General features: G+C 60.5%; 19 protein-coding genes. 8 read left to right on the forward strand and 11 right to left on the reverse strand.

The genetic code is table 11. The annotated features are described in order from the left end of the window. Positions 1 to 257: 257 nt before the first annotated feature. From ACM62R_RS14040 to ACM62R_RS14050, 3 genes are all read right to left on the reverse strand, one after another. On the reverse strand, positions 258 to 1,136 hold the full coding sequence (locus tag ACM62R_RS14040; RefSeq protein ID WP_415184667.1) for a TIGR01459 family HAD-type hydrolase: 879 nt from the start codon (positions 1,134 to 1,136) through the stop codon (positions 258 to 260). Positions 1,137 to 1,258: 122 nt separating this feature from the next. Further along, a complete protein-coding gene (locus ACM62R_RS14045) occupies positions 1,259 to 2,176 on the reverse strand; it encodes a manganese-dependent inorganic pyrophosphatase (RefSeq protein WP_415184668.1) in 918 nt (305 codons plus the stop codon). Between the two features lie 81 nt (positions 2,177 to 2,257). Then, entirely contained in the window at positions 2,258 to 3,259 is a 1,002-nt protein-coding gene (locus tag ACM62R_RS14050) for a TraB/GumN family protein (protein WP_415184669.1), read from the reverse strand. A gap of 192 nt (positions 3,260 to 3,451) precedes the next feature. Between ACM62R_RS14050 and ACM62R_RS14055 the strand changes: the two genes are divergently transcribed. From ACM62R_RS14055 to ACM62R_RS14065, 3 genes are all read left to right on the forward strand, one after another. Continuing rightward, positions 3,452 to 3,739, forward strand: coding sequence for a co-chaperone GroES (locus ACM62R_RS14055; RefSeq protein WP_415184670.1), 288 nt, complete (start codon positions 3,452 to 3,454; stop codon positions 3,737 to 3,739). A 46-nt stretch (positions 3,740 to 3,785) separates the two neighbouring features. Further along, positions 3,786 to 5,426, forward strand: a complete 1,641-nt coding sequence (gene groL, locus ACM62R_RS14060; RefSeq protein WP_415184671.1) for a chaperonin GroEL — start codon at positions 3,786 to 3,788, stop codon at positions 5,424 to 5,426. A 250-nt stretch (positions 5,427 to 5,676) separates the two neighbouring features. Next, positions 5,677 to 5,883 (forward strand): cold-shock protein, encoded by a 207-nt coding sequence (locus ACM62R_RS14065; protein ID WP_415184672.1) that lies wholly within the window; start codon positions 5,677 to 5,679, stop codon positions 5,881 to 5,883. Between the two features lie 439 nt (positions 5,884 to 6,322). Here the strand turns inward: ACM62R_RS14065 and ACM62R_RS14070 are convergent, their stop codons facing one another. The 8 genes from ACM62R_RS14070 to ACM62R_RS14105 form a co-directional block, all read right to left on the reverse strand. Further along, complete coding sequence (locus tag ACM62R_RS14070; RefSeq protein ID WP_415184673.1) at positions 6,323 to 7,315, reverse strand: ABC transporter permease; 993 nt, start codon at positions 7,313 to 7,315, stop codon at positions 6,323 to 6,325. A gap of 29 nt (positions 7,316 to 7,344) precedes the next feature. After that, the gene (locus tag ACM62R_RS14075) at positions 7,345 to 8,856 is read right to left on the reverse strand and encodes a sugar ABC transporter ATP-binding protein (RefSeq protein ID WP_415184674.1); all 1,512 of its coding nucleotides are present in this window, start codon (positions 8,854 to 8,856) and stop codon (positions 7,345 to 7,347) included. Positions 8,857 to 8,930: 74 nt separating this feature from the next. Continuing rightward, the gene (locus ACM62R_RS14080; RefSeq protein ID WP_415184675.1) at positions 8,931 to 10,013 is read right to left on the reverse strand and encodes a sugar ABC transporter substrate-binding protein; all 1,083 of its coding nucleotides are present in this window, start codon (positions 10,011 to 10,013) and stop codon (positions 8,931 to 8,933) included. Between the two features lie 228 nt (positions 10,014 to 10,241). Beyond that, entirely contained in the window at positions 10,242 to 10,949 is a 708-nt protein-coding gene (gene rpiA / locus ACM62R_RS14085; RefSeq protein ID WP_415184676.1) for a ribose 5-phosphate isomerase A, read from the reverse strand. A 44-nt stretch (positions 10,950 to 10,993) separates the two neighbouring features. Next, positions 10,994 to 11,833 carry a MurR/RpiR family transcriptional regulator gene (locus tag ACM62R_RS14090; protein WP_415184677.1) on the reverse strand — a complete coding sequence of 280 codons (840 nt, stop codon included), beginning with the start codon at positions 11,831 to 11,833 and terminating at the stop codon, positions 10,994 to 10,996. 13 nt (positions 11,834 to 11,846) lie between these two features. Then, on the reverse strand, positions 11,847 to 12,518 hold the full coding sequence (locus ACM62R_RS14095) for an HAD family hydrolase (RefSeq protein WP_415184678.1): 672 nt from the start codon (positions 12,516 to 12,518) through the stop codon (positions 11,847 to 11,849). Positions 12,519 to 12,536: 18 nt separating this feature from the next. After that, positions 12,537 to 14,054, reverse strand: a complete 1,518-nt coding sequence (gene xylB / locus ACM62R_RS14100; protein WP_415184679.1) for a xylulokinase — start codon at positions 14,052 to 14,054, stop codon at positions 12,537 to 12,539. A gap of 3 nt (positions 14,055 to 14,057) precedes the next feature. Next, positions 14,058 to 15,539, reverse strand: coding sequence for an aldehyde dehydrogenase family protein (locus ACM62R_RS14105; RefSeq protein WP_415184680.1), 1,482 nt, complete (start codon positions 15,537 to 15,539; stop codon positions 14,058 to 14,060). Positions 15,540 to 15,799: 260 nt separating this feature from the next. Here ACM62R_RS14105 and ACM62R_RS14110 point away from each other — a divergent pair, with 260 nt between their 5' ends. From ACM62R_RS14110 to glpX, 5 genes are all read left to right on the forward strand, one after another. Further along, entirely contained in the window at positions 15,800 to 16,942 is a 1,143-nt protein-coding gene (locus ACM62R_RS14110) for a fumarylacetoacetate hydrolase family protein (protein ID WP_415184681.1), read from the forward strand. Continuing rightward, complete coding sequence (locus ACM62R_RS14115) at positions 16,939 to 17,904, forward strand: C-terminal binding protein (RefSeq protein ID WP_415184682.1); 966 nt, start codon at positions 16,939 to 16,941, stop codon at positions 17,902 to 17,904. Before ACM62R_RS14110 ends, ACM62R_RS14115 begins: the two co-directional genes overlap by 4 nt. Positions 17,905 to 17,919: 15 nt before the next feature. Continuing rightward, positions 17,920 to 18,681 (forward strand): SDR family NAD(P)-dependent oxidoreductase, encoded by a 762-nt coding sequence (locus tag ACM62R_RS14120; RefSeq protein WP_415184683.1) that lies wholly within the window; start codon positions 17,920 to 17,922, stop codon positions 18,679 to 18,681. A 7-nt stretch (positions 18,682 to 18,688) separates the two neighbouring features. Further along, the gene (locus ACM62R_RS14125; RefSeq protein WP_415184684.1) at positions 18,689 to 19,723 is read left to right on the forward strand and encodes an NAD(P)-dependent alcohol dehydrogenase; all 1,035 of its coding nucleotides are present in this window, start codon (positions 18,689 to 18,691) and stop codon (positions 19,721 to 19,723) included. 147 nt (positions 19,724 to 19,870) lie between these two features. After that, on the forward strand, positions 19,871 to 20,836 hold the full coding sequence (gene glpX, locus ACM62R_RS14130) for a class II fructose-bisphosphatase (protein WP_415184685.1): 966 nt from the start codon (positions 19,871 to 19,873) through the stop codon (positions 20,834 to 20,836). The last annotated feature ends 96 nt before the right edge of the window (positions 20,837 to 20,932 follow it).

The raw sequence follows: 20,932 nt of genomic DNA on the forward strand, positions 1-20,932 counted from the left end.
CTGCCGAGAACAGTCAAGCTGCATAAGCTGCGGTATCAATGGTACGGTTACGCTTCTTCTCCTATCGACTGGGATGATCGGCAGATAGGGCAAGGGAAGGACGAATGGAAAAGCTCGCATCGTAAAGGCTGCGAGCTTCAACATTTGCCGTCAGGGGCTGGGGCAGACAGCCCCCCACGCCACCCCCTTTGGGGGCGTCTCCCCCCGAGAGTATTTTAGCCAAACAAAAGCATATGGTTTTATCAATCAGTTGCAGGTCAGCGTAGCAGGCTGATTGCGTAGGTTGGGTTTTGATGATGGGCCGCTAGCCAGTCATTCAGCCGGGTCGGGTCCGGGTGATCAGCGCCGGGGCCGAAATGATCTGCGGCAATCCCGGCAGTAACGAAGACCGAGTCGAAGCCTTCGCCTTGCGCGCCTGCGATATCGGTGTTGATCCCGTCGCCTATCGCGAGCACCCGCCCCTCATCAACACCACCCATCGCGGCAAGGCGGCGGCGGGCGAGGTCGTAGATAGGCGGGTGGGGTTTACCGAAATAGAGCACCTGACCGCCCATTTCCTCGTAAAGTGCGGCCAGCGCGCCGGCGCAGTAAATGCGCCTGTCGCCCATATCCACGACAAGATCGGGGTTGGCGCAAAGCATTGGCAAACCCAATGTTTTCGCCATCAGAAAGCGGGCGCGGTAATCATCGGGGGTTTCGGTCATCTCGTCAAACGGGCCGGTGCAGACGATGCCGTCGGCCTGTTCCAGTGGGACACGTTCGATGGGCGGGGCATCGGCCCATTCGGTGGGGATATTGGTGAAAAACCCATCATCCTTGTCGGGGCCCAGGTGCCAGACCTTGTGCCCGACAGCGCCTGCGAACATGGCGTCTTGCGCGGCATCACCTGACGAAACCACCCCGTCCCACGCGTCGCGCGGCACGCCCAGCCGATCAAAGCTGGTGATGACGAAGGTCGCGGGCCGGGGGGCGTTGGTCAACAGCAGCACCTTGCCGCCCTTGGCACGAAATTGCTGCAATGCAGCAACAGCGTCCGGATAGGCTTTGACGCCGTTGTGCAGGCATCCCCAGAGGTCGCACAAGAGCGCGTCATAGGGCTGCGAGATGTCGGAAAGCGAGGCGATGATGCGGGTCATTGGGGTGTCTTTCTGGCTGAAATTACCGGTATGACATTCGTATGACTTGCGTATGACATCCGTGCATATGGCGAGGCGGCGGCGGGGCGGCCCAATGGCCCTGCCCCGCCGCCGTTTTTTGGTCAGAGTTTCAGCGCCGGGATGATTTGCTTTTTGCGGCTCATCACGCCGGGCAGCACGACGGTGTCGCCGCTGACAGTGCAGGGAAACGACGCCTCGGCCAGGGATTTGACCAGATCATTCGGGACCAGCAGGGTTGCTTCCTCGTTCAGGATATCGACGATGAAGAGCAGGACCTGATCGGCGCCGTCCTGGGTGGCGACGGCGGGCATGGCGGCCATCAGCGCGGCCTTGCGGTCGAGCAGCACCTTGGGCGCGGTCGTTTCGAGAACCGAGACGCGTAGCTGTTTGCCCGCAACTTCGTATTCCTTGCTGTCCATGCGCAGCAGGTCAGCATCCGAGAAGGCCGAGACATCGGATTTGGCGGCGAAGAGCTCTGCCGAGAAGGTGGCGATGTCGACGCCCAGATCAGCGGCGAGGCTTTCAGCGACGGCGCGGTCATGGGCGGTGGTGGTGGGCGAGCGGAAGGCAAGCGTGTCCGACAGGATGCAGGTCAGCATCGCGCCTTTGATCGCGCGGGGGGCGCGCGCCAGATCAGCGCCGATCAGGTCATGCATGATGGTCGCGGTGCAGGCCAGCGGGCGGATGGTCACATCGATCGGGGTTTTGGTCTTGAGGCCGCCGACCAGCATGTGGTGGTCGATGATCGCCAGGATCTTCGCGTCATTGATCGAGGGCGGCAGTTCGGCGGGGTTGTTGGTATCGACGATGACGCAGGTGTCATCGGCCGTCACGTCAGAGATGATTTCCGGTTTCGGCAGATCCCAGTGGCGCAGCATGAAGGCCGCTTCGGTATTGGGTTCGCCCAAAAGGACGGGGCGGGCCGGGGTGCCCTTTACCTCGGTCAGATACCAGGCCCAGATGATGGGCGAACCGGTGGCATCGGTGTCGGGGGATTTATGGCCAAGAACCTGAATCATTTGGGTGCCTTCGGATAAGTGGGTTTGGCGCCTTATAGGCGCTGTGAGGGGGGTTGTCATCCCGAGGTTGCGGGGGATGGGTCAGGGTATGGGCAGCGGTGTGAGGGTAAAGCCCGCCTCGGCCAGCAGATCCAGCAACCCGCCCTGCCCCGAGAGGTGCAGCGCACCAGCGGCCAGCACCACCGGGCCATCGGTCAGCGCCGCTTCGATCACCGGCAGCCAGGCACGGTTGCGCCGCAGCATCAGGATTTCTTCCGAGAGGGCAAATTGCGCGGCGACCTGCGCGGGGGAAAGACCCGAGTTTTCAAGGGCGTCATGGCGCGAGAATTCCCAGATCAGGCGGGGTTGCTGGGCAAAATAGGCATCGGCCAGCGTGGCAGTGTAGTCATCGGCGTGCTCGGCCATGGGCAGGGTCGACAAAATCATCTCGATCTGGGCGGATTCGGGGATGGTGCTGAACAGGGTAAAGACGGTGTCATAGGGTTCAAGCGCGCGGATCGTCAGGCCACGGGCAAGGGCGGCCTCCATCACCGCGTCATCAAGGCCACGCGCGCCGGCGGCGGCCTCGGCCATGGCACAGGGCGACAGGACAAGGGTGACGGCGGCATACCAGGGCTGAAACTTGGCCCCCAGAAAGGCAGGGATGGCGCGGGCCTGAAACGCGGTTTTGAGACGGTCCCATTCGGGTTTGGCCATCCGTTCAGGCAGGGTTGCACCGGTGGTGAACAACAGCGTGGGGTTGCTGCTGGCCGCGGCCTTTAGGGCGGCCTGTTCGTCTGGACCCGCCTCGACCAGCAGGGTCTTGGCATGGTCCAGATGCGGCGAAAGGGCAGTCAGCGTGGCGGCGTGACGCGGATCTGCAAAGTGGTAAGTGCCCAGCAACACAAGGGCCTGATCGCCGCGGACAGCCCGCCAGAGAAGGCCGCGGGCATAGGGGGCAGCGTCGGCCCTGGCGGCAAGCTGGGCCTGGGTTTCGGCGGGAAGGCGGGCAAAGAGGTTTTCGCCGGCACAGCCCGCCTGCACCTGCGGCGCGGTCAGCATAAACGCCGCAATCAGCCCGATGAAACCCCGTGAAACCCACATGCCCGCCGTGCCCCTTCTGGCTACCGTGAGCCAAACCCTGCCACGTTGCGCGCGCTTATCCAAGGGCGCGACATTTTTAGCGTCTGGCCTGTTGACACCGTGGGATGGGTTGCTTAGATCACCGGCTGTTGGCACTCACTGATAACGAGTGCCAATACCATTCAACCTGGAATCTCAAGGGAGTGTTACCAGATGGCATTCAAACCGCTGCATGACCGAGTGCTGGTCCGCCGCGTCGAAAGCGACGAAAAGACCAAGGGCGGGCTGATCATCCCCGATAGCGCAAAAGAAAAACCCGCAGAGGCCGAAGTTGTGGCCTGTGGCGAGGGTGCGCGCAAAGATTCGGGCGAGCTGATCGCAATGTCGGTGAAACCCGGCGACAAGGTGCTGTTCGGCAAATGGTCGGGCACCGAAGTCACGATCGACGGCGAAGAGCTGCTGATCATGAAGGAAAGCGACATTCTGGGCATTCTGGCCTGAGACTGCGCGCCTTTTAACGAAATTCAGACATACCAGGAGCTAGCAAATGGCAGCCAAGGACGTCAAATTCTCGACCGATGCCCGTGACCGTATGCTCAAGGGCGTCAACATCCTGGCCGATGCGGTCAAGGTGACGCTGGGCCCGAAAGGCCGCAACGTGGTCATCGACAAATCCTACGGCGCGCCGCGCATCACCAAAGACGGTGTGACGGTCGCCAAGGAAATCGAACTGTCGGACAAGTTCGAAAACATGGGCGCGCAGATGGTGAAGGAAGTCGCTTCGCGCACCAATGACGAAGCCGGCGACGGCACCACCACCGCGACCGTGCTGGCCCAGGCCATCATCCGTGAGGGCCTGAAGGCCGTGGCCGCCGGGATGAACCCGATGGACCTGAAGCGTGGCATCGACCAGGCCGTGACCAAGGTTGTGGACGCGATCAAGGCGGCTTCGCGCCCGGTCAAAGACAGCGACGAAGTGGCGCAGGTTGGCACCATTTCGGCCAACGGCGAAACCTTTATCGGCCAGCACATCGCACATGCGATGCAAAAGGTCGGCAACGAGGGTGTGATCACCGTCGAAGAAAACAAGGGCATGGAAACCGAGGTTGAAGTCGTCGAAGGGATGCAGTTCGACCGTGGCTACCTCAGCCCCTATTTCGTGACAAACCCCGACAAGATGGTTGCCGATCTGGAAGACTGTCTGATCCTGCTGCACGAAAAGAAACTTTCGTCGCTGCAGCCGATGGTGCCGCTGCTGGAATCGGTGATCCAAAGCCAAAAGCCGCTGCTGATCATCTCGGAAGACGTCGAAGGCGAAGCCCTGGCGACGCTGGTGGTGAACAAACTGCGCGGCGGGCTGAAAATTGCTGCCGTGAAGGCACCGGGCTTTGGCGATCGTCGCAAGGCAATGCTGCAAGACCTCGCGATTCTGACCGGTGGTCAGGTGATCTCGGAAGATCTGGGCATGAAGCTGGAAAACGTCGGCATGGACATGCTGGGCACTGCCAAGAAAGTCACGATCACCAAAGACACCACCACGATCGTGGACGGTGCCGGTGAGAAGGCCGAAATCGAGGCGCGCGTCAGCCAGATCCGCACCCAGATCGAAGAGACCACCAGCGACTACGACAAGGAAAAGCTGCAAGAGCGCGTGGCCAAACTGGCTGGCGGCGTTGCGGTAATCCGCGTTGGCGGGATGACCGAAGTCGAAGTGAAAGAGCGCAAGGACCGTGTCGATGACGCGCTGAACGCGACCCGTGCGGCCGTTCAGGAAGGCATCGTCGTGGGTGGCGGTGTTGCACTGGTGCAGGCCGGCAAGGTACTGGAAGGCCTGAAAGGCGATAATGCCGATCAGTCTGCCGGGATCGTGATCGTCAAGCGCGCGCTGGAAGCGCCGCTGCGTCAGATTGCTGACAACGCTGGCGTCGATGGCGCCGTGGTGGCTGGCAAGGTGCGCGAAAGTGACGACGTGACCTTTGGCTTCAACGCGCAGACCGAAGAATATGGCGACATGTTCAAATTCGGCGTAATTGACCCGGCGAAAGTCACCCGCACCGCGCTGGAAGACGCCGCCTCTATCGCGGGTCTGCTGATCACCACCGAAGCAATGGTGGCCGAAAAGCCCGAGCCCAAAGGCGCTGCTGGCGGCGGCATGCCCGACATGGGCGGCATGGGCGGCATGATGTAATCTGCCCCCGGACCCAGACAGTGGAAAGGGCGCCTACGGGCGCCCTTTTTCATGCGCGAATGGCAAAAGCCCGCCGCCTTTCGCAGGTAAGCACAGGCAGAGCTTGCATGATTCGCCAAAATGGTGCATATGGATCATGCGACGCTATCTCTATCGACCTTCTGTTTCCTCACGGTTCAGTTCTCGATCTTGATCTGACAGAGCCGGGCTACCGCGATTTTGTGGGTGGCAATGAACAGGAGTAAACACGATGGCCAAGGGCACCGTGAAATGGTTTAATGCTACCAAAGGCTTCGGCTTTATCGCCCCGGAAGGCGGCAACCGTGACGTGTTCGTGCACGTTTCGGCGCTGGAGCGCGCAGGCATCCGCCAGCTGGACGACGGTCAAGCCGTAACGTTCGACATCGAAGCCGGCCGTGATGGCCGCGAGTCGGCAACGAACCTCGCGCTGGCCTGATTTCGTCAGGTAGGAATTCGGATCAGGGCGCCTTTTGGGCGCCCTTTTTCATGCCCGGCAGTAGCGCATCGGGCACCGCCCGGAGCCTCCGGCGGGAGTATTTTTACCAAAAAAAAGCCAGGAGGAATGCTGCACCCCGTGAATGTAGCGGTGCGCTGGCGGGCCATTGAAAAGGCACCACCAGCGCTGGCGAAGGCTGGGCGGGCGATGATCATGGCGTTGATGAAGATAACGGGCGGCCGGCGTATCTGGCCTGTGCCTTGCGGCGTCTGGGCTGCATCAGGTGGCCCGAACCGGGGCCCCGACAACCGCGCACAATAGTGGGAACTATCTGGCAGTTGAAGATGGGGCACGGGGCGGGCGGCCCGATTACGGCCAAGGGCCACAAGCAGGTCAAACAGCTACGATCCGGCACAGCGATGACGCAACAGGTGCCGCGTCATCCAAAGTAGCGAACGCGCAGCGCGTCAATCGCCACGGCGATGAAGATCATCATGCCGCCGATCATTCCGACATAGAACGACGGCACATTGATGATTGCGAGTCCGACCTGAATGACCGTCAACAGCAGGACGCCGCCCAGTACCCCCCAGGTATTGCCACGCCCACCAAACACGCTGACGCCGCCGATGATTGGGGCCGCGATGGCGTAGAGCAGATAGCTTGCCCCCTGGTTCGAGGTGATCGCCATTTGCCACGATGCCAGCAAAAAGCCCGCAAGCGCCGCCAGAAAGCCCGAGATCGTGTAGGTGATGATCTTGACCCGGTCGACCCGTATACCGGCCGAACTGGAGGCCACCGGATTGCCACCCACGGCATAGACCGACCGGCCAAGAACGGTCCGGCGCAGAACCACGCCCATCACGGTCAGCGCAAGCAGAAAGACGATCGGCATCAGCGGCCAGCCGCCGATGGTGGCCTGACCGATCCAGACATAGCCATCGGCCAGGTTGGTCAGCGTTCTACCTTGGGTCAGCGCCAGTAGCGCGCCCTGCAGGATGATCATCATCGCCAATGTCTCGATCAATGAGACCATCTTCAGTTTGGTGATGCACAGGCCGTTGAAAAACCCGATCAGCGTGCCGGTCAGCAGCCCGATCAGTGTGGCGATGAACCAGGGCAGTCCGAGGTCGGAATAGGCAAGCGCCCCCACGGCTGCCGAAAACCCGGCATTAGCCGGAATCGACAGGTCAATTTCCGCCACCAGCAGCGGTAGCGCGACCGCAAGGCCCAGCATCCCCAGAACCGTCGCCTGCACCATCACGTTTTGCAAGTTGAAGATGGTCAGGAAGAAATCGTTGAAAGCGCCAAAAATCGCCACCAGGGCAATCAGCCAGATCCAGACGACGTTGTGCAAAACCCAGCCAAAGACTGCGTGGCGGGTGATACCGGATGCCGGGGCTGCCGTATCGTTAGCGGTTGCGTTGCTCATTGCCGAGCCTCCTGTCTTAACGGTTTGCGTCATGCCTGCACCGATGCGCGCAGACGCTCGACGGTGATGTCCCTGCCGGTCAGCATTTCCCTGATATCGCCCTGATCAAAAACGCACACCCGGTCAACGGCGCGCACCAATTCATCAGTGTCGGTCGAGACGATGATGACCGAAACGCCGGTATCTGAAAGCTCATCAATGATGCGCAGCACATCCTGTTTCACACCCACGTCAATGCCGCGGGTGGGTTCGTCGACGATCAGCAGGCGCGGATTGGTGGCCAGCACACGGCCCAGACACACTTTTTGCTGATTGCCACCGCTAAGCGTATCTACAGCATAGTCCGGGCTGGGCGCTTTGACGTCCATGGCGTCGAAATAACGTGTAATGACCGAGGCTTCTGCCCCGCGGTCAATGAAGCCGAATTTTGTGCGCGCCGGCAGCGAGGAAAGGGCGATATTCGCGCCGATCGACATCTGGCCAACCGCGCCATCCTTGCGGCGGTCATCCGACAGATAGGCAATGCCCGCCTTGATGGCGGCGTAGGGATTGGCCGGCAGGCCGCCGGTTTTCCCCTCCAGCATGATCGTGCCCGTCGCCGGGTTCAGGCCAAAGATTGCGCGGGCAAGTTCTTTTGCACCCGCACCCGGCAGCCCGGTGAACCCCACCACTTCGCCCGGCGCGATATCAAGCGCCTTGACCGAAAGATGCCGTCCCCGCACGTCGCGCACCGAAACTGTAGCCGCTTTGCCGCTGTGATCGCGGCGCTTGCGCTGAAAGAGTGCGAGACCCCGGCCCAATACCAGTTCGCTTAGCTGTTCAGAGGACATCGCCCCTACATCTTCTGAGCCTCCCGCAAGGCTGCCATCGCGCAAGACCGAAACCGCGTCACAGATTTCCAGGATCTCGTCATTGTAATGCGAGATGAAAATAAAAGTGACGCCCTCGGATTTCAGCCGCCGCATGAAATCAAACAGGACCTTGCGGTCGGCCACGGTCAGCGCGGCCGTTGGTTCATCCAGAATGATGACTTTGCCGCCCGAGAACATGGCACGCAGAATATTCAGCTTGCGCCGCGCCACCGCATCAAGCCGCCCTGCGGTTGCCTCGGCGGGAATACCCGAGCCGTCCAGCATCCGCGCCGCATCACTGCGCAGTTTCTTCCAGTCGACAAGGCCGCCGCGCGTGGGCCAGATACCCAGCATCAGGTTTTCGGCGGCCGTCATGTTGTCGATGATCATCGGTTCCTGCGTCACCAGAAAAACGCCGGCCTCTTCCATCGACTTCACATCGACATGCGCAAGCGGGGTGCCGTCCATGATGATCCGGCCTGATGTAGGCGCGCGCTGACCGGAAATGATATTGACCAGCGTCGATTTTCCCGCACCGTTTTCACCCAAAAGACCATGGATCGTTCCACGCCGGATCTTCATCGAAACGCCGCGCAGTGCCTTGACCGGCCCATAGATTTTCGCAACGTTCTCTATTTCAAGAACGGCATCCGCCATGGCGGGCCGTGTGCGCGGGTCATGCATCGCCATTTTGGTTCTCTCCACCTTTTAGAAAGAAACCGAAGCGATCAGGACCGCTTCGGTTTTGCCGCAACCGGCAGGCATCACGCGTAGGGGATGCCCCATTCCTTTTCAGCGACCGCGCCCCAGTGGCGCGGATCGGCGGCGTTGTCGCCATTGATGACAAAGGCCGGAATGATCAGCGTCGGGCCGGTCTTGCCTTCGACGATTTCACCCTTTTCCCAGAAATACTTTTTGTTTTCATAGGTGCCGAGCGGAACCGCCTCACCTTTCAGCGAGTGTTTCAGGATCATCTCGACCGCGATTTCGCCATAAGCGATCGGGTCTTGCGAGACGCAAGCATCCATATAGCCTTCCTGGACCCAGTTCACCGCCACCGGCTCACCGTCGATATTGACGAAGATCACATGCCCGTCCTCGCCAACCTTCTTCCAGCGGTCACGCTGCTGAAGGGCTGTGGCGATGCCGCGAGCCGGCGAATCCGAGGGGGCGTGAACCGCATCAAGATCAGGGTATTCCGACAGGGTCGAAAGGGTCACGGAAAGCATCTGTTCCAACTGACCTTCGGTCGGGCGCGCCAGATAGGTGATGTCGGGATACTGGGCAAAGACCGAATCCATGCCCTCTTTGCGCAGACGCCAGGCCACCGAGGCCAGCGCGCCGTAGCAGTTCAGAACGGTGCCTTTCGGGCTGCCGTATTTCTTGATCAGGCGGTTGATGATTTCGTTCGCGGCCATAACACCGCCTTCGAAGTTATCGAAGCTGACGGTGATCGCAACGTCGCCGCCATCGGCCGGGGTATCAATGATGCCCACCGGAATTTTTTGTTTGTTGTAACGACGGATCGCCGAAACGATCGCCTGACTGTCGATCGGGTCCGAGATGATCGCAGAGGGTTGCGACAGCAGAAGGCTTTGCCACTGCTCCAACTGACGGGTGTTGTCAAAGTTGGCGTTGGTGGCCTGGAATTCGCCTTTATTGGCCTCGACGGCGCGCTTCACGGCCTCTTCCTGGATCACAAAGAAATAGTAATCGAGGCTTTTGTTGGAATAGGGGATCGACAGGCGATCCTGCGCAAACGCACTGCGCCCCAGCATTGCACCCAGCCCCAGCGCGGCACTACCTGCCATGACCTGACGCCGGCTCACATTTGTCAATCTTGTCATAGTATCCTCCCTGAGACAAAACCGTTGATCTAGTAAAGCTAGATATTTTCGAGTCTGTCAATAGGCGGACACTTAGAGAATTCATATTTCGCCTTGTTGGTCGAACAGAGGTCAAGGTACGGTTTTCCCATTCCTCGTTAGATAACAATAAGTTACCTATAGTCACGCGTTTAAGGGATGCGCAAAGCCTTTGCCCTGCACACCCTTGCCATACGAAGTATTACTATATTACCGCATCGCAACGTAGGACGTACCGTCGAAGCAGCCCACCACCATGCCCGCCGCCTCACGGGTGAAAAGCCCGTTTTCGACAACCCCGGGGATCCGGTTCAGCTCGATCTCCAACGGGGCGGGGTTTGTAATCACCGGGCCGCAGTGGCAATCGAGGATGAAATTGCCGCTGTCAGTCACGACGGGTTGGCCGTCGCGCATCCGGCGTTCTATCCGGCTGTCTTTGATGCCATGTTCCACCAGAACCCGCGCGACCATGCGCTCGGTTTGCTTCCAGCCGAATTGCACCACTTCGACCGGCAAGGGAAACTTGCCCAGACAGTCCACAATCTTCGATTCGTCACAGATGCAAATCATCTTTTTTGATGCATGGGCGACAATCTTTTCCCAAAGCAGGCAGGCACCACCGCCCTTGATCATGTTCAGGTTGCGGTCAATTTCGTCCGGACCGTCGACGGTCAGGTCAATCTCACCAATTTCATTGGGATCGGTAATCTCAATCCCCACTTCGCGGGCAACGTCGATGGTTGAGCGCGAGGTGGTGGTGCAGGTCAGCTTCAGCCCTTCCGCTACATGCTTGCCAAGCTCCCGCACAAAAAAATGCGACGTCGTCCCCGAGCCGAGGCCAAGTTTCATCCCGTCACGCACGAATTCCTCGATCACCCGGCGTCCGGCGACCCGTTTGGCTTCGTCCTGCTGGCTCATAATTGTCTCCTCTGGCGTAGCCGCTGCCGCGCCGCTTCGGGGTTTCAGATCTTGTCGGTTTGCCAGCTATCAAGCGCTGGCAGCTGATCGGGGAACTGGCTGCCACTGTCGATGGCGATGGCAGTGACCAGCATATTGGTGACAAGGTGGTGGTTGAGCCGCGAGGCAAGCGGCGTCATCATCTCTGTCCGGTCATAGGGCAGCACGGCAACCACCGCATCCGAGACCCGCGCCAACGGGCTGTCGCCAGCCGCAACCGAGACCACGCGCCCACCCCCGGCGCGTACCGCCGTCGCCACCTCGACCATCTGTTTCGTATGACCCGACTGTGAAAAAATCAGCGCTACGTCTCCGGGGCGGGCGCTTTCGGCATGCATCCACTGGCGCTGCTTACCCAAAAGTGCCTGACACCTTATCCCCAGACGCTGAAACTTGTGTTCGGTATCCAGCGCGTTCACTTCGGAAATGCCGGTCGCGTAGATCCCGGTCCAGGTCGCGGCACCCAACAGCCCGGCGGCCGCCTGAATCTGCTCTGGCGCCAGATCTTCGGCCAGACGCTGAATTGCGTTCAGCGAATTGCGGCAGGTTTTCAGAACGATATTGGCAATGCTGTCCTGTGGCACGATCTGCTCATAGGCAAAAGGTGCCGACGGGACCAGGCTTTGCGCCAGAGAAAGCTTGAAATCCTGATAGCCATCAAAGCCGAAACGGCGGCAAAAACGCATGATGGTCGGGTCGCTGACCGAACAGGTTTCAGACAGTTTCGCCATGCTCATATGGATCACCTCAGAGGGCGACATACCAACAAAGTCAGCTACACGGCGTTCGGCCGGGTACATGTCATCGCGTTCCTGAAGGACCTTTTGCAATAGGCTGACTGTCATGGCTTTGCTACCTCTACCCCGTGGCGCTTGTTGTAGCATCGCGGTGAAGCAGATCAGCCAGCCTCGTCAACCGAAAACCGGGCGAAACCTCGACTTTGCGGCCGCCGCCCCAGGGAACGACAAAGAACGGGATACCCGCAGCGGCGGCTGTGGCCTTGTCAACGCCCGTGTCGCCAACATAGGCCCAGGTGCCGGGTTGCAGGTCCATCGCCTTGGCAACCGCCAAAAGATGGCCCGGATCGGGCTTGCAGGCCGGGACGGCATCCGCCCCGATCGCGGCTGTGAACAGATGGTCCAGTTCAAGTTGGGCCAGAACCTTCAGGGTAATGTCGTGGTTCTTGTTGGTGCAGATCCCCAACCGGATGCCCGCCGCATGTAACGACGTCAGATCCTCGCGCACATGGTCAAAGAACCGTGTTCGCCCGGCTGGATCTGCAAGGTAGGCTTCCAGATAGCCCTGATAAGCCGAATGGATCAGCGCCTCGTCATAGGGGATATGCTGTTCTTCGAGAATGTCGATGATCAGGCGGTGCGGCCCATTCCCGATGAAACGCTCAACGTAGCGGGTCTCCATCGCGGGCCAACCATTGCGGGCGAACCCGGAATTGATGGCTGCTGCAATGTCAGGCGCGCTGTCAATCAGCGTGCCGTCCAGATCGAAAATGAGCGCCGAATAGTTTGGCATAATGCGGGCTCCTGAAGATTACTGATCGAAAATACGGTCACCAAGCGCAGCAAAGCTGTCGCTGAGCAACGGGTAAAGGTTGCGGTAAATCTGATGCGCGTGGGCGTAGACCGCGCCGGTCATCGGGTCGGGATGCTCGGTTGTCAGATTACGGCAGGTCGTGACGGCGGTGGCGGCGTCGGGCCAGACATCAACCGCAAGCCCGGCAACCAGCGCCGCCCCAAAGGCCGCCCCTTCGGCCGCGCTATCCGTCGTCACCACATCGCAACCGAAAATATCGGCCTGGATTTGGCGCCATAGCGGCGATTTCGCCCCTCCGCCCGACGCATTGACGATGCGCCCGTCAATCCCCATCGGCTTCATCAGCGAATGCATGTCCGCAAAGGCGTGAACCACACCTTCCATCAATGCGCGGGTGATCGCGCCGCGACCGTGGCGACCGGTCAGCCCGATGAAGGCGCCCCGCGCGGTCGGGTCGGGGTGCGGGCAGCGCTCGCCATTCAGATAGGGCAGAAACAAAAGCCCCAGCGCGCCTGCGGGGGTGGCGGCAGCCTCTTCGACGATCGCGTCGAAGGACGGTTTTGCGCCGTCGGGTCCAACGCAAAGCGTGTCACGATACCACCCCATCGCGCCACCGGCATTCAGCGAAACGCCCATACAGTGCCACTTGTCTGCGGCCACATTGCAAAAGACCTGAAGGCGCCCGTCGGGGTTGTTCTGCGGCGCATCCAGTGCCGCCGCAAGAATCCCCGCCGTGCCGATGGTGGTTTGCAATTCGCCCGGCGCGATCACGCCTGAACCAATTGTCTGAATCACACTGTCGCCGCCGCCCCCCGCTACCGGGATACCTTTGGGCAGGCCGAAAAGCGCAGCACCCGCAGCGGAAATCCGCCCCGAGATCACCTTTGATTCATGGACCGGCGGCAAAAGGTCGGGGTCGATGCCGATGGCCCCGATCAGCCCCGTCGCCCAGGCACGCCTACGAACATCGAAAAGACCGGTTCCAGACGCATCCGAGACTTCGGTAGCGATTTCCCCGGTCAGCCGAAAACGCAGATAATCCTTTGGGTTCAAAAAGACCTTCATGCGCGCAAAAAGGTCAGGCTCGTGGTTTCGCATCCACAGGATCTTGCCGCCGGTGTAGCCCACCAGCATCCGGTTATTTGTGGCCGCCAGCAGACCGTCGATACCGCCCGCGGCTTCGGTGATCGCCGCGCATTCCGCGCCGTTGCGCTGATCGTTCCACAAGATTGCCGGCCGCAGAACCTGATGGCGGCCATCCAGCGGCGTCAGCCCGTGCATCTGCCCGGAAAGCCCGATACAAAGAATTTCTGTTGCAGGAGCCTTCGCAAGCGCACCGGCCACCGCCTTGCGCGCGCCTTCGATCCAAAGTTCCGGGTCCTGTTCGGTCCAGCCCGGACGCGGCTGCGACATCGGATAGGTCGCGGTGTCGGCGGCAATCACCGCCCCATCGGTCGCAATCAGCAGCGCCTTGCAGCCGGATGTCCCGATATCAATGCCCAAAAGCGCCTGCACAGCTTAGTTCCCGACGCCGTGGTGCAAACGGACGTGTTTAAAGTTGAAATACTCCAACAGCCCTTCGCGCCCGTGTTCATAGCCTACGCCGCTTTGTTTGCGCCCACCGTAAGGGGCGTTCATGATCCCCGCATCGACATTGTTGATGGCGACATTGCCGTAATCGAGCTCTTGCGAAAGGGTCTGGATTTCGACCAGATCGCGGGCATAAACGTAAGAAGCAAGGCCGTAGGGCGTATCATTCGCCAGCCGGACCGCCTCATCCAGGTCATCAAAGGGCGCCACACCGATCAGTGGGCCGAACGTCTCTTCGGTCATCACCTTCATCGAATGATCACAATCGGCCACGACGGTCGGGCGAAAGAAATGCCCCCCGGCATATTCCGCGCCTTCGGGCGCCTTGCCGCCTGCAATCAGCCGCGCGCCTTTTTCCAGCGCATCGGCAAGATGCTCTTTCGTTTTCGCCAGCGGCTCGCCCGAGGCCATCGCCCCCAGGTCTGCGGCCGCATTTTCGAGGCCGTTGCGCACGCTCAGCGCATCTGCCGCCGCACCAAGCTGCGCCACGAATTCATCGTAGACGGAACGGTGCACATAGATCCGGTTGATCGCGATGCAGATCTGCCCACAATTGCGAAAGCTGCGCCGCGCAGCCCCTTTGACCGCCGCGGCTACGTCTGCGCTGGCCGTCACGACCAGCGGGCAGTTGCCGCCCAATTCCAGTGACAGCCGCTTCACCTGCGGACAGCTTTGCTGGATATGCAGGCCCACCGCGCTGGACCCGGTGAAGGCAATCTTGTCAACATGCGGATGTTCGACCAACGCCTGCCCCACCTGCGACCCCTTGCCGGTCAGCACATTCACCACACCCGCCGGAATGCCCGCGTCGGCGCATTTTTCCGCGATGGCCAGCGCGGTGTAGGGCGTGATTTCAGCCGGTTTGATGACGATGGTGCAGGCAGCCGCGAGGCTTGCGCACAGCTTCCAGCCGACCAGTTCCGCCGGGTAGTTCCAGGGCGTGATCGCCCCGACAACGCCGATCGGCTCGCGCACGACAAGGCTTTGGAAACCGGGCTGATCATTGGGCACAATCTCGCCATGCACGCGGGTCGCCTCTTCAGCGTAGAAATGACAGGCCTCGGCAAGCTTCAAGATCTCGCCTTTCGCCTCATTTACAGGCTTGCCCTGTTCGGCGGTCATGATCCGCGCCATGTTCAGCGCGTCCGCCGCAATCAGATCACCCAGCCGGTGCAGGGCATTGGCGCGGGTACGCGGCAGTTCGCGCGACCAGATACGGAACGCAGCGCGGGCAGCAGCAACGGCCGCATCGACCTCGGCCCCGGTCGCGGCGGCAATATGGCCGATGGTTTCGCCCGTCGCGGGGTTTTCAACCGGCAGTCTTGATCCTTCGCCGGGGCGGAAAGCACCACCGATGAAAAGCTGTCCATCAAGGCGGGAAATCGAGTCGAAGTACGATGCATCGGCCATATTGATTCTTCACCCCTTCGCGGTTCCGTGATCCTGATTTAGCATCAAACATATAGCACAACTAGATTATCGCAAGATGTTTTTGCCCCTCCCCATCATCCGCTTCAGGGCATGATGTTTGGGTAATAGCAACTAATATATTGATAAATAGTGTATTTATTTGGAAATATACGAAACGGCCCATCAATAATCTCTGTGCTTGCCAGAATTGTAGTAGCGTGTATATCTAGTTAAACTATTTATTCGAGGAGGAGTCATCCATGCTGCCCAATTCCACCGAAACCGCAAAGTTCGTTGGCCGCGCCTGGCTACCCGGAAAGGGGCCGTCGGTTGTCATCTTGCGCGATGGCAAGCTTGTCGATGTGACGGCCGAGGTCGTCTCGATGGCGGATTTCCTTGACAGCGACCCAGCCGCGCGCTTTGCGGCGCTGAAAGGCGAGGTAATCGGCACGCCCAAAGATCTGGTGCTTGATCCGGCCGAAATGGGCTATCACTCTGATCGTCCCTGCCTGCTGGCTCCGTGCGATTTTCAGGCGCTGAAAGCCTGCGGCGTAACCTTTGCGCGCAGCATGATCGAACGCGTTATTGATGAGCGCACATCGGGTGATCCGGCGCGTGCCGATACCCTGCGCCAGCGGATCGGCACGCTGATCGGTGACAGCCTGTCGAATGTGCAGGCCGGGTCGGAAAAGGCCGCCGAGGTGAAGGCCGCGCTGATCGCTGAGGGGCTTTGGTCGCAGTATCTTGAGGTTGGTATCGGCCCCGATGCCGAAGTGTTCACCAAATCGCAGCCTATGTCGTCGGTGGGGTATGGCGCCCAGGTTGGGGTGAACCGGATTTCCCAGTGGAACAACCCCGAACCAGAGGTGGTGCTGGCGGTCGATGCCAGCGGCAATATCCGGGGCGCAACGCTGGGCAACGACGTGAACCTGCGCGATGTCGAAGGGCGTTCGGCGCTGCTTTTGGGCAAGGCCAAGGACAACAATGCATCGTGTTCCATCGGCCCGTTCATCCGCCTGTTCGACGAAAACTTCACTCTGGCTGATATCGAGAATGCCGAACTTACCATGACCGTCACCGGCACGGACGGGTTCGTCATGTCGGGCAAATCGAACATGGCCGAAATCAGCCGCAAGCCCGCCGATCTGGTCGCGCAGACGTGCAACAAATCGCATCAGTACCCCGATGGGTTCATGCTGTTTTTGGGCACGATGTTCGCGCCAACCCAGGACCGCGCGGAAAAGGGCTCGGGTTTCACCCACAAGCCCGGCGATAAGGTCGAAATTTCGACCCCGCTACTGGGAACGCTTACCAACACGGTGGTGTTTTCTGACGAGGCGCCCCAGTGGACCTTTGGCACCCGCGCCCTGATGCGCAATCTGGCAAAGCGGGGGCTACTGTGAGCGGATCGAATCTGAAATTGGTGGTTACCGACCAGGCCTTTGGCAACACCCGCCACGAACAGGCGGCCGCAAAAGCCGCCGGAGCCGTCTTTTTTGAACATCAGTGCAAAGCCGAGGACGAGACCTTGGCTGCAGTTCAGGGTGCGCAGGCGGTTTTGAACAATTTCGCGCCGATGACGCGGAAGGTGATGGCCGCACTTGCGCCCGGTGCCGTGGTGGTGCGCTATGGCGTTGGCGTTGACAATGTTGACCTTGTGGCGGCAAAGGACCTTGGCGTTCGGGTCTGCAATGTGCCCGATTACGGGGTCGAAGAAGTGGCCGATCACGCCACCGCCTTCTCGCTTGCGCTTGCGCGCAAGCTGGGCAGTTTTGATAGCGGCATCCGCTCTGGTGAATGGAAGATCGCCAGTATGGTCAGTGGGTTGCGCTCACTGCGCGACACCACGGTCGGGCTGATCGGCATGGGCCGGATCGCCCGCGCCTATGCGGCGCGGATGGCGGTGTTTGGATGCAAGATCACCGGCTTTGACCCCTATGTCAGTGACGAGGATGCAAAAGCTGCCGGAATCACGCCGCTTGCGCGCGATGAGGTTATCGCCTCGGCCAATATCCTGTCGCTGCATCTGCCCTTTACACCGCAGACCCGGCATCTGATCAACGCTGCCGCGATTGCGACGATGCCGGCAGGCGCCATCGTGATCAACTGTTCGCGCGGCGGCCTGATCGACGAGGATGCCCTGGCAGCGGCGCTGGTCTCGGGGCAGCTTTCGGGGGCCGGACTGGATGTGTTTGAGAAGGAACCGCTGCCGGATGCCTCGCCGCTGCGCAAGGCGCCGAATGTTCTAATGTCGCCTCATGCGGCATTCTATTCGGATGCGTCGGTCCGGGCGCTGCAACGGCTGGCATCGGAAGAGGCATTGCGCGGCCTGCGCGGCGAGGCGCTGCGCTGTGCGCTGACCTGAATGAAAGAGGCGGAAATGGATTACAGGGCGAAACTGGATCTGACCGGCAGGCTGGCGCTGGTTACAGGTGCCGGCCAGGGGATTGGCGCGGCGATAGCCGGGGCGCTGGCCGCGACCGGGGCCGAAGTGGTCTGCACCGATATCTTGAAAGAACGCGCCGAGGCCACCGCCGCCGATTTGCGGGCCCAAGGCTGGAAGGCGCAGGCCAAGGCGCTTGACGTGACCGACAGCACCGGAATTGATGCCTTGGCCAAGGCGCTTTCACCCCTTGATATTCTGGTCTGCAATGCTGGCGTGGTGACAAACACCCCGGCCGAGGACATGACAGACGCCGAATGGGACAAGGTGATCACCGTCAATCTGACCGGCGTGTTTCGCACCTGCCGCGGTTTTGGCCGCCGGATGCTGGAAGCGGGCCGTGGATCCATCATCAATATCGGATCGATGTCGGCAGAAATCGTCAATGTTCCGCAACCGCAGTGCCATTACAATGCGTCAAAGGCCGGGGTGCATCACCTGACGAAATCGCTGGCCGTCGAATGGGCAAAGCGCGGCGTGCGGGTGAATGCGGTCGCGCCCACCTATATCGAAACGCCGCTTTTGAAAGAACTGGAAGGCACGCCCGGCCTTCTATCCCGTTGGCTGGACATGACGCCCGCTGGCCGAATGGGGCAACCCCATGAGGTTGCCTCGGTCGTCCAGTTTCTGGCGTCGGATGCGTCAAGCCTTCTGACTGGATCCATCCTGACGGCTGACGCCGGCTATACCTGTATATGAGGCGAAAATGGCAAAAGCACTTGTTCTGGAACGCCCGCGCGAACTGACGTTGCGCGATATTGATCTGCAAATGTCGATGGGGCCGCAGGATGTGCGCATCCGAATGGATGTTGTCGGCATCTGTGGCAGCGATGTGCATTACTATCGTCATGGCAGGATTGGCCCCTTCGTGGTGACCGAACCGATGGTGCTGGGCCATGAAGGCGCGGGCACGGTGCTGGAATGTGGCGCGGACGTCAGCCATCTGCGGCCCGGCGACCGTGTCTGTATCGAGCCCGGTATCCCCGATTTTTCCAGCGATGCCAGCCGGATCGGGCTTTATAATCTTGACCCTTCGCTGACCTTCTGGGCAACGCCGCCGGTGCATGGCTGCCTGACACCGGAAGTCACCCATCCAGCCGCGCTGGTTTACCGCCTGCCCGACGGCGTTTCACAGGCCGAAGGCGCGATGGTGGAACCACTGGCGGTAGGGATGCAGGCGGTATCGAAAGCGCGGGTGATGGCGGGCGATGTTGCGGTTGTCATGGGGGCCGGGCCGATTGGTATTCTGACGGCGCTTTGCGCGCTTGCCGCGGGCTGCGTGCGGGTCTTGATCTTTGATCCATCTGCGCAAAAGGTGAAAACCGCCACGCAATACCCCGGCATCGAGGCGCTGGCAGCCCATCCAGAGGGGCTGCCAGCGCAGGTTATGACGCAGACCGGGAACCGTGGCGCTGATCTGGTCTTTGAGTGTTCCGGCGCGGCGGCGGCCTTTGCCGGTGTAGCAGGTCTTCTTCGCCCGGGGGGAACGCTGGTTTGCATCGGCATGCCGGTAACGCCGGTGGCGATGGATATAGTCGCCCTGATCGTGAAGGAAATTCACATTGTGACCGCCTTTCGCTATGCGAATGTTTACGACCGGGCCATTGCGCTGCTGGCCAGTGGCAAGATTGATGTAAAACCCCTCATCTCGGCCAGCTATCCCTTTACGCAATCTATCGACGCCTTTGAACGCGCAGATCAGGCCCGGCCAGACGACGTGAAGCTGCAAATCTTTTTCTGATTGCCATGGGGTCAATGGCAGGATGCGGGACGCAGCATCAGCGGGCAGGATGCCCGGTGGTTTGCGTTGGCGCTACCGGACTTGCCCAACGGCCGACAAGCGCGCTAGATGCCGCCAAGAGCCTATCCCCGATGCAGGACCCATAAAATGTCAAACTCGCTTGAATTCTCTGACCGTATGCTTTCGCTGGGCCTTGCCCGTGTGTCGGAGGCCGCCGCCCATGCCTCTGCACACCTGATCGGCCGCGGCGATGAAAAAGCCGCCGACCAGGCCGCGGTCAACGCGATGCGCCAGCAACTCAACATGCTTGATATCAAAGGGGTTGTGGTGATTGGCGAAGGCGAACGCGACGAAGCCCCGATGCTGTTTATCGGTGAAGAGGTCGGCACCGGCAACGGCCCTGCGGTCGATATCGCGCTGGACCCGCTGGAGGGCACGACGCTGACCGCCAAAGACATGCCCAATGCGCTGACCGTCATTGCCATGGCGCCACGCGGCACGCTGCTGCATGCGCCAGACGTCTACATGGACAAGCTGGCAATCGGGCCGGATTACCCCAAGGACGTCGTCAGCCTTGATATGTCACCCTCAGAACGCGTCAATGCGCTGGCAAAAGCGCGCGGCGTAAAACCCCAAGACATCACCTGCTGCGTGCTTGAGCGCCCCCGCCATGATGATCTGATCGCGGAAATCCGCGCCACCGGGGCGGCAATCCGGTTGATCACCGATGGCGATGTTGCCGGTGTGATCCACTGCGCCGAAGCCGATATCACCGGGATCGACATGTATATGGGATCTGGCGGCGCACCTGAGGGGGTATTGGCGGCCTCGGCGCTGAAATGCATGGGCGGGCAGATGTGGGGGCGGCTGCTATTTCGCAACGACGATGAACGTGGCCGCGCCGCCAAGGCCGGGATTACCGATCTGAACCGCATCTATGCCCGCGACGACATGGTCACCCGCGATGTGATTTTTGCGGCGACCGGCGTCACCGACGGCTCGATCGTGCGGGGGATCAAGCGCGAGCCGGGCTATGTCACCACCGAGACAATCCTGATGCGCTCAAAAACCGGGTCGGTGCGCCGGATGATCTACCGTAGCCCGGTCAAGTGATCGCATTGTAGCGCCGGGGGGCTGTCTGCCCCCCCAACGCCGCTTTTTCAAAGCGGCGCCCCCCCGAGAGTATTTTCACCAAACAAAAGCCAAATG

It is taken from the genome of Phaeovulum sp. (genome assembly GCF_047638075.1).
In the GTDB taxonomy this organism is placed as follows: domain Bacteria; phylum Pseudomonadota; class Alphaproteobacteria; order Rhodobacterales; family Rhodobacteraceae; genus UBA6197.

Excerpts from the sequence above, each read along its gene's own strand:
- ACM62R_RS14040 (WP_415184667.1), bottom strand. The coding sequence starts at position 1,136 with ATGACCCGCATCATCGCCTCGCTTTCCGACATCTCGCAGCCCTATGAC.
- ACM62R_RS14045 (WP_415184668.1), bottom strand. The coding sequence starts at position 2,176 with ATGATTCAGGTTCTTGGCCATAAATCCCCCGACACCGATGCCACCGGT.
- ACM62R_RS14050 (WP_415184669.1), bottom strand. The coding sequence starts at position 3,259 with ATGTGGGTTTCACGGGGTTTCATCGGGCTGATTGCGGCGTTTATGCTG.
- ACM62R_RS14055 (WP_415184670.1), top strand. The coding sequence starts at position 3,452 with ATGGCATTCAAACCGCTGCATGACCGAGTGCTGGTCCGCCGCGTCGAA.
- groL (WP_415184671.1), top strand. The coding sequence starts at position 3,786 with ATGGCAGCCAAGGACGTCAAATTCTCGACCGATGCCCGTGACCGTATG.
- ACM62R_RS14065 (WP_415184672.1), top strand. The coding sequence starts at position 5,677 with ATGGCCAAGGGCACCGTGAAATGGTTTAATGCTACCAAAGGCTTCGGC.
- ACM62R_RS14070 (WP_415184673.1), bottom strand. The coding sequence starts at position 7,315 with ATGAGCAACGCAACCGCTAACGATACGGCAGCCCCGGCATCCGGTATC.
- ACM62R_RS14075 (WP_415184674.1), bottom strand. The coding sequence starts at position 8,856 with ATGGCGATGCATGACCCGCGCACACGGCCCGCCATGGCGGATGCCGTT.
- ACM62R_RS14080 (WP_415184675.1), bottom strand. The coding sequence starts at position 10,013 with ATGACAAGATTGACAAATGTGAGCCGGCGTCAGGTCATGGCAGGTAGT.
- rpiA (WP_415184676.1), bottom strand. The coding sequence starts at position 10,949 with ATGAGCCAGCAGGACGAAGCCAAACGGGTCGCCGGACGCCGGGTGATC.
- ACM62R_RS14090 (WP_415184677.1), bottom strand. The coding sequence starts at position 11,833 with ATGACAGTCAGCCTATTGCAAAAGGTCCTTCAGGAACGCGATGACATG.
- ACM62R_RS14095 (WP_415184678.1), bottom strand. The coding sequence starts at position 12,518 with ATGCCAAACTATTCGGCGCTCATTTTCGATCTGGACGGCACGCTGATT.
- ACM62R_RS14105 (WP_415184680.1), bottom strand. The coding sequence starts at position 15,539 with ATGGCCGATGCATCGTACTTCGACTCGATTTCCCGCCTTGATGGACAG.
- ACM62R_RS14110 (WP_415184681.1), top strand. The coding sequence starts at position 15,800 with ATGCTGCCCAATTCCACCGAAACCGCAAAGTTCGTTGGCCGCGCCTGG.
- ACM62R_RS14120 (WP_415184683.1), top strand. The coding sequence starts at position 17,920 with ATGGATTACAGGGCGAAACTGGATCTGACCGGCAGGCTGGCGCTGGTT.
- ACM62R_RS14125 (WP_415184684.1), top strand. The coding sequence starts at position 18,689 with ATGGCAAAAGCACTTGTTCTGGAACGCCCGCGCGAACTGACGTTGCGC.
- glpX (WP_415184685.1), top strand. The coding sequence starts at position 19,871 with ATGTCAAACTCGCTTGAATTCTCTGACCGTATGCTTTCGCTGGGCCTT.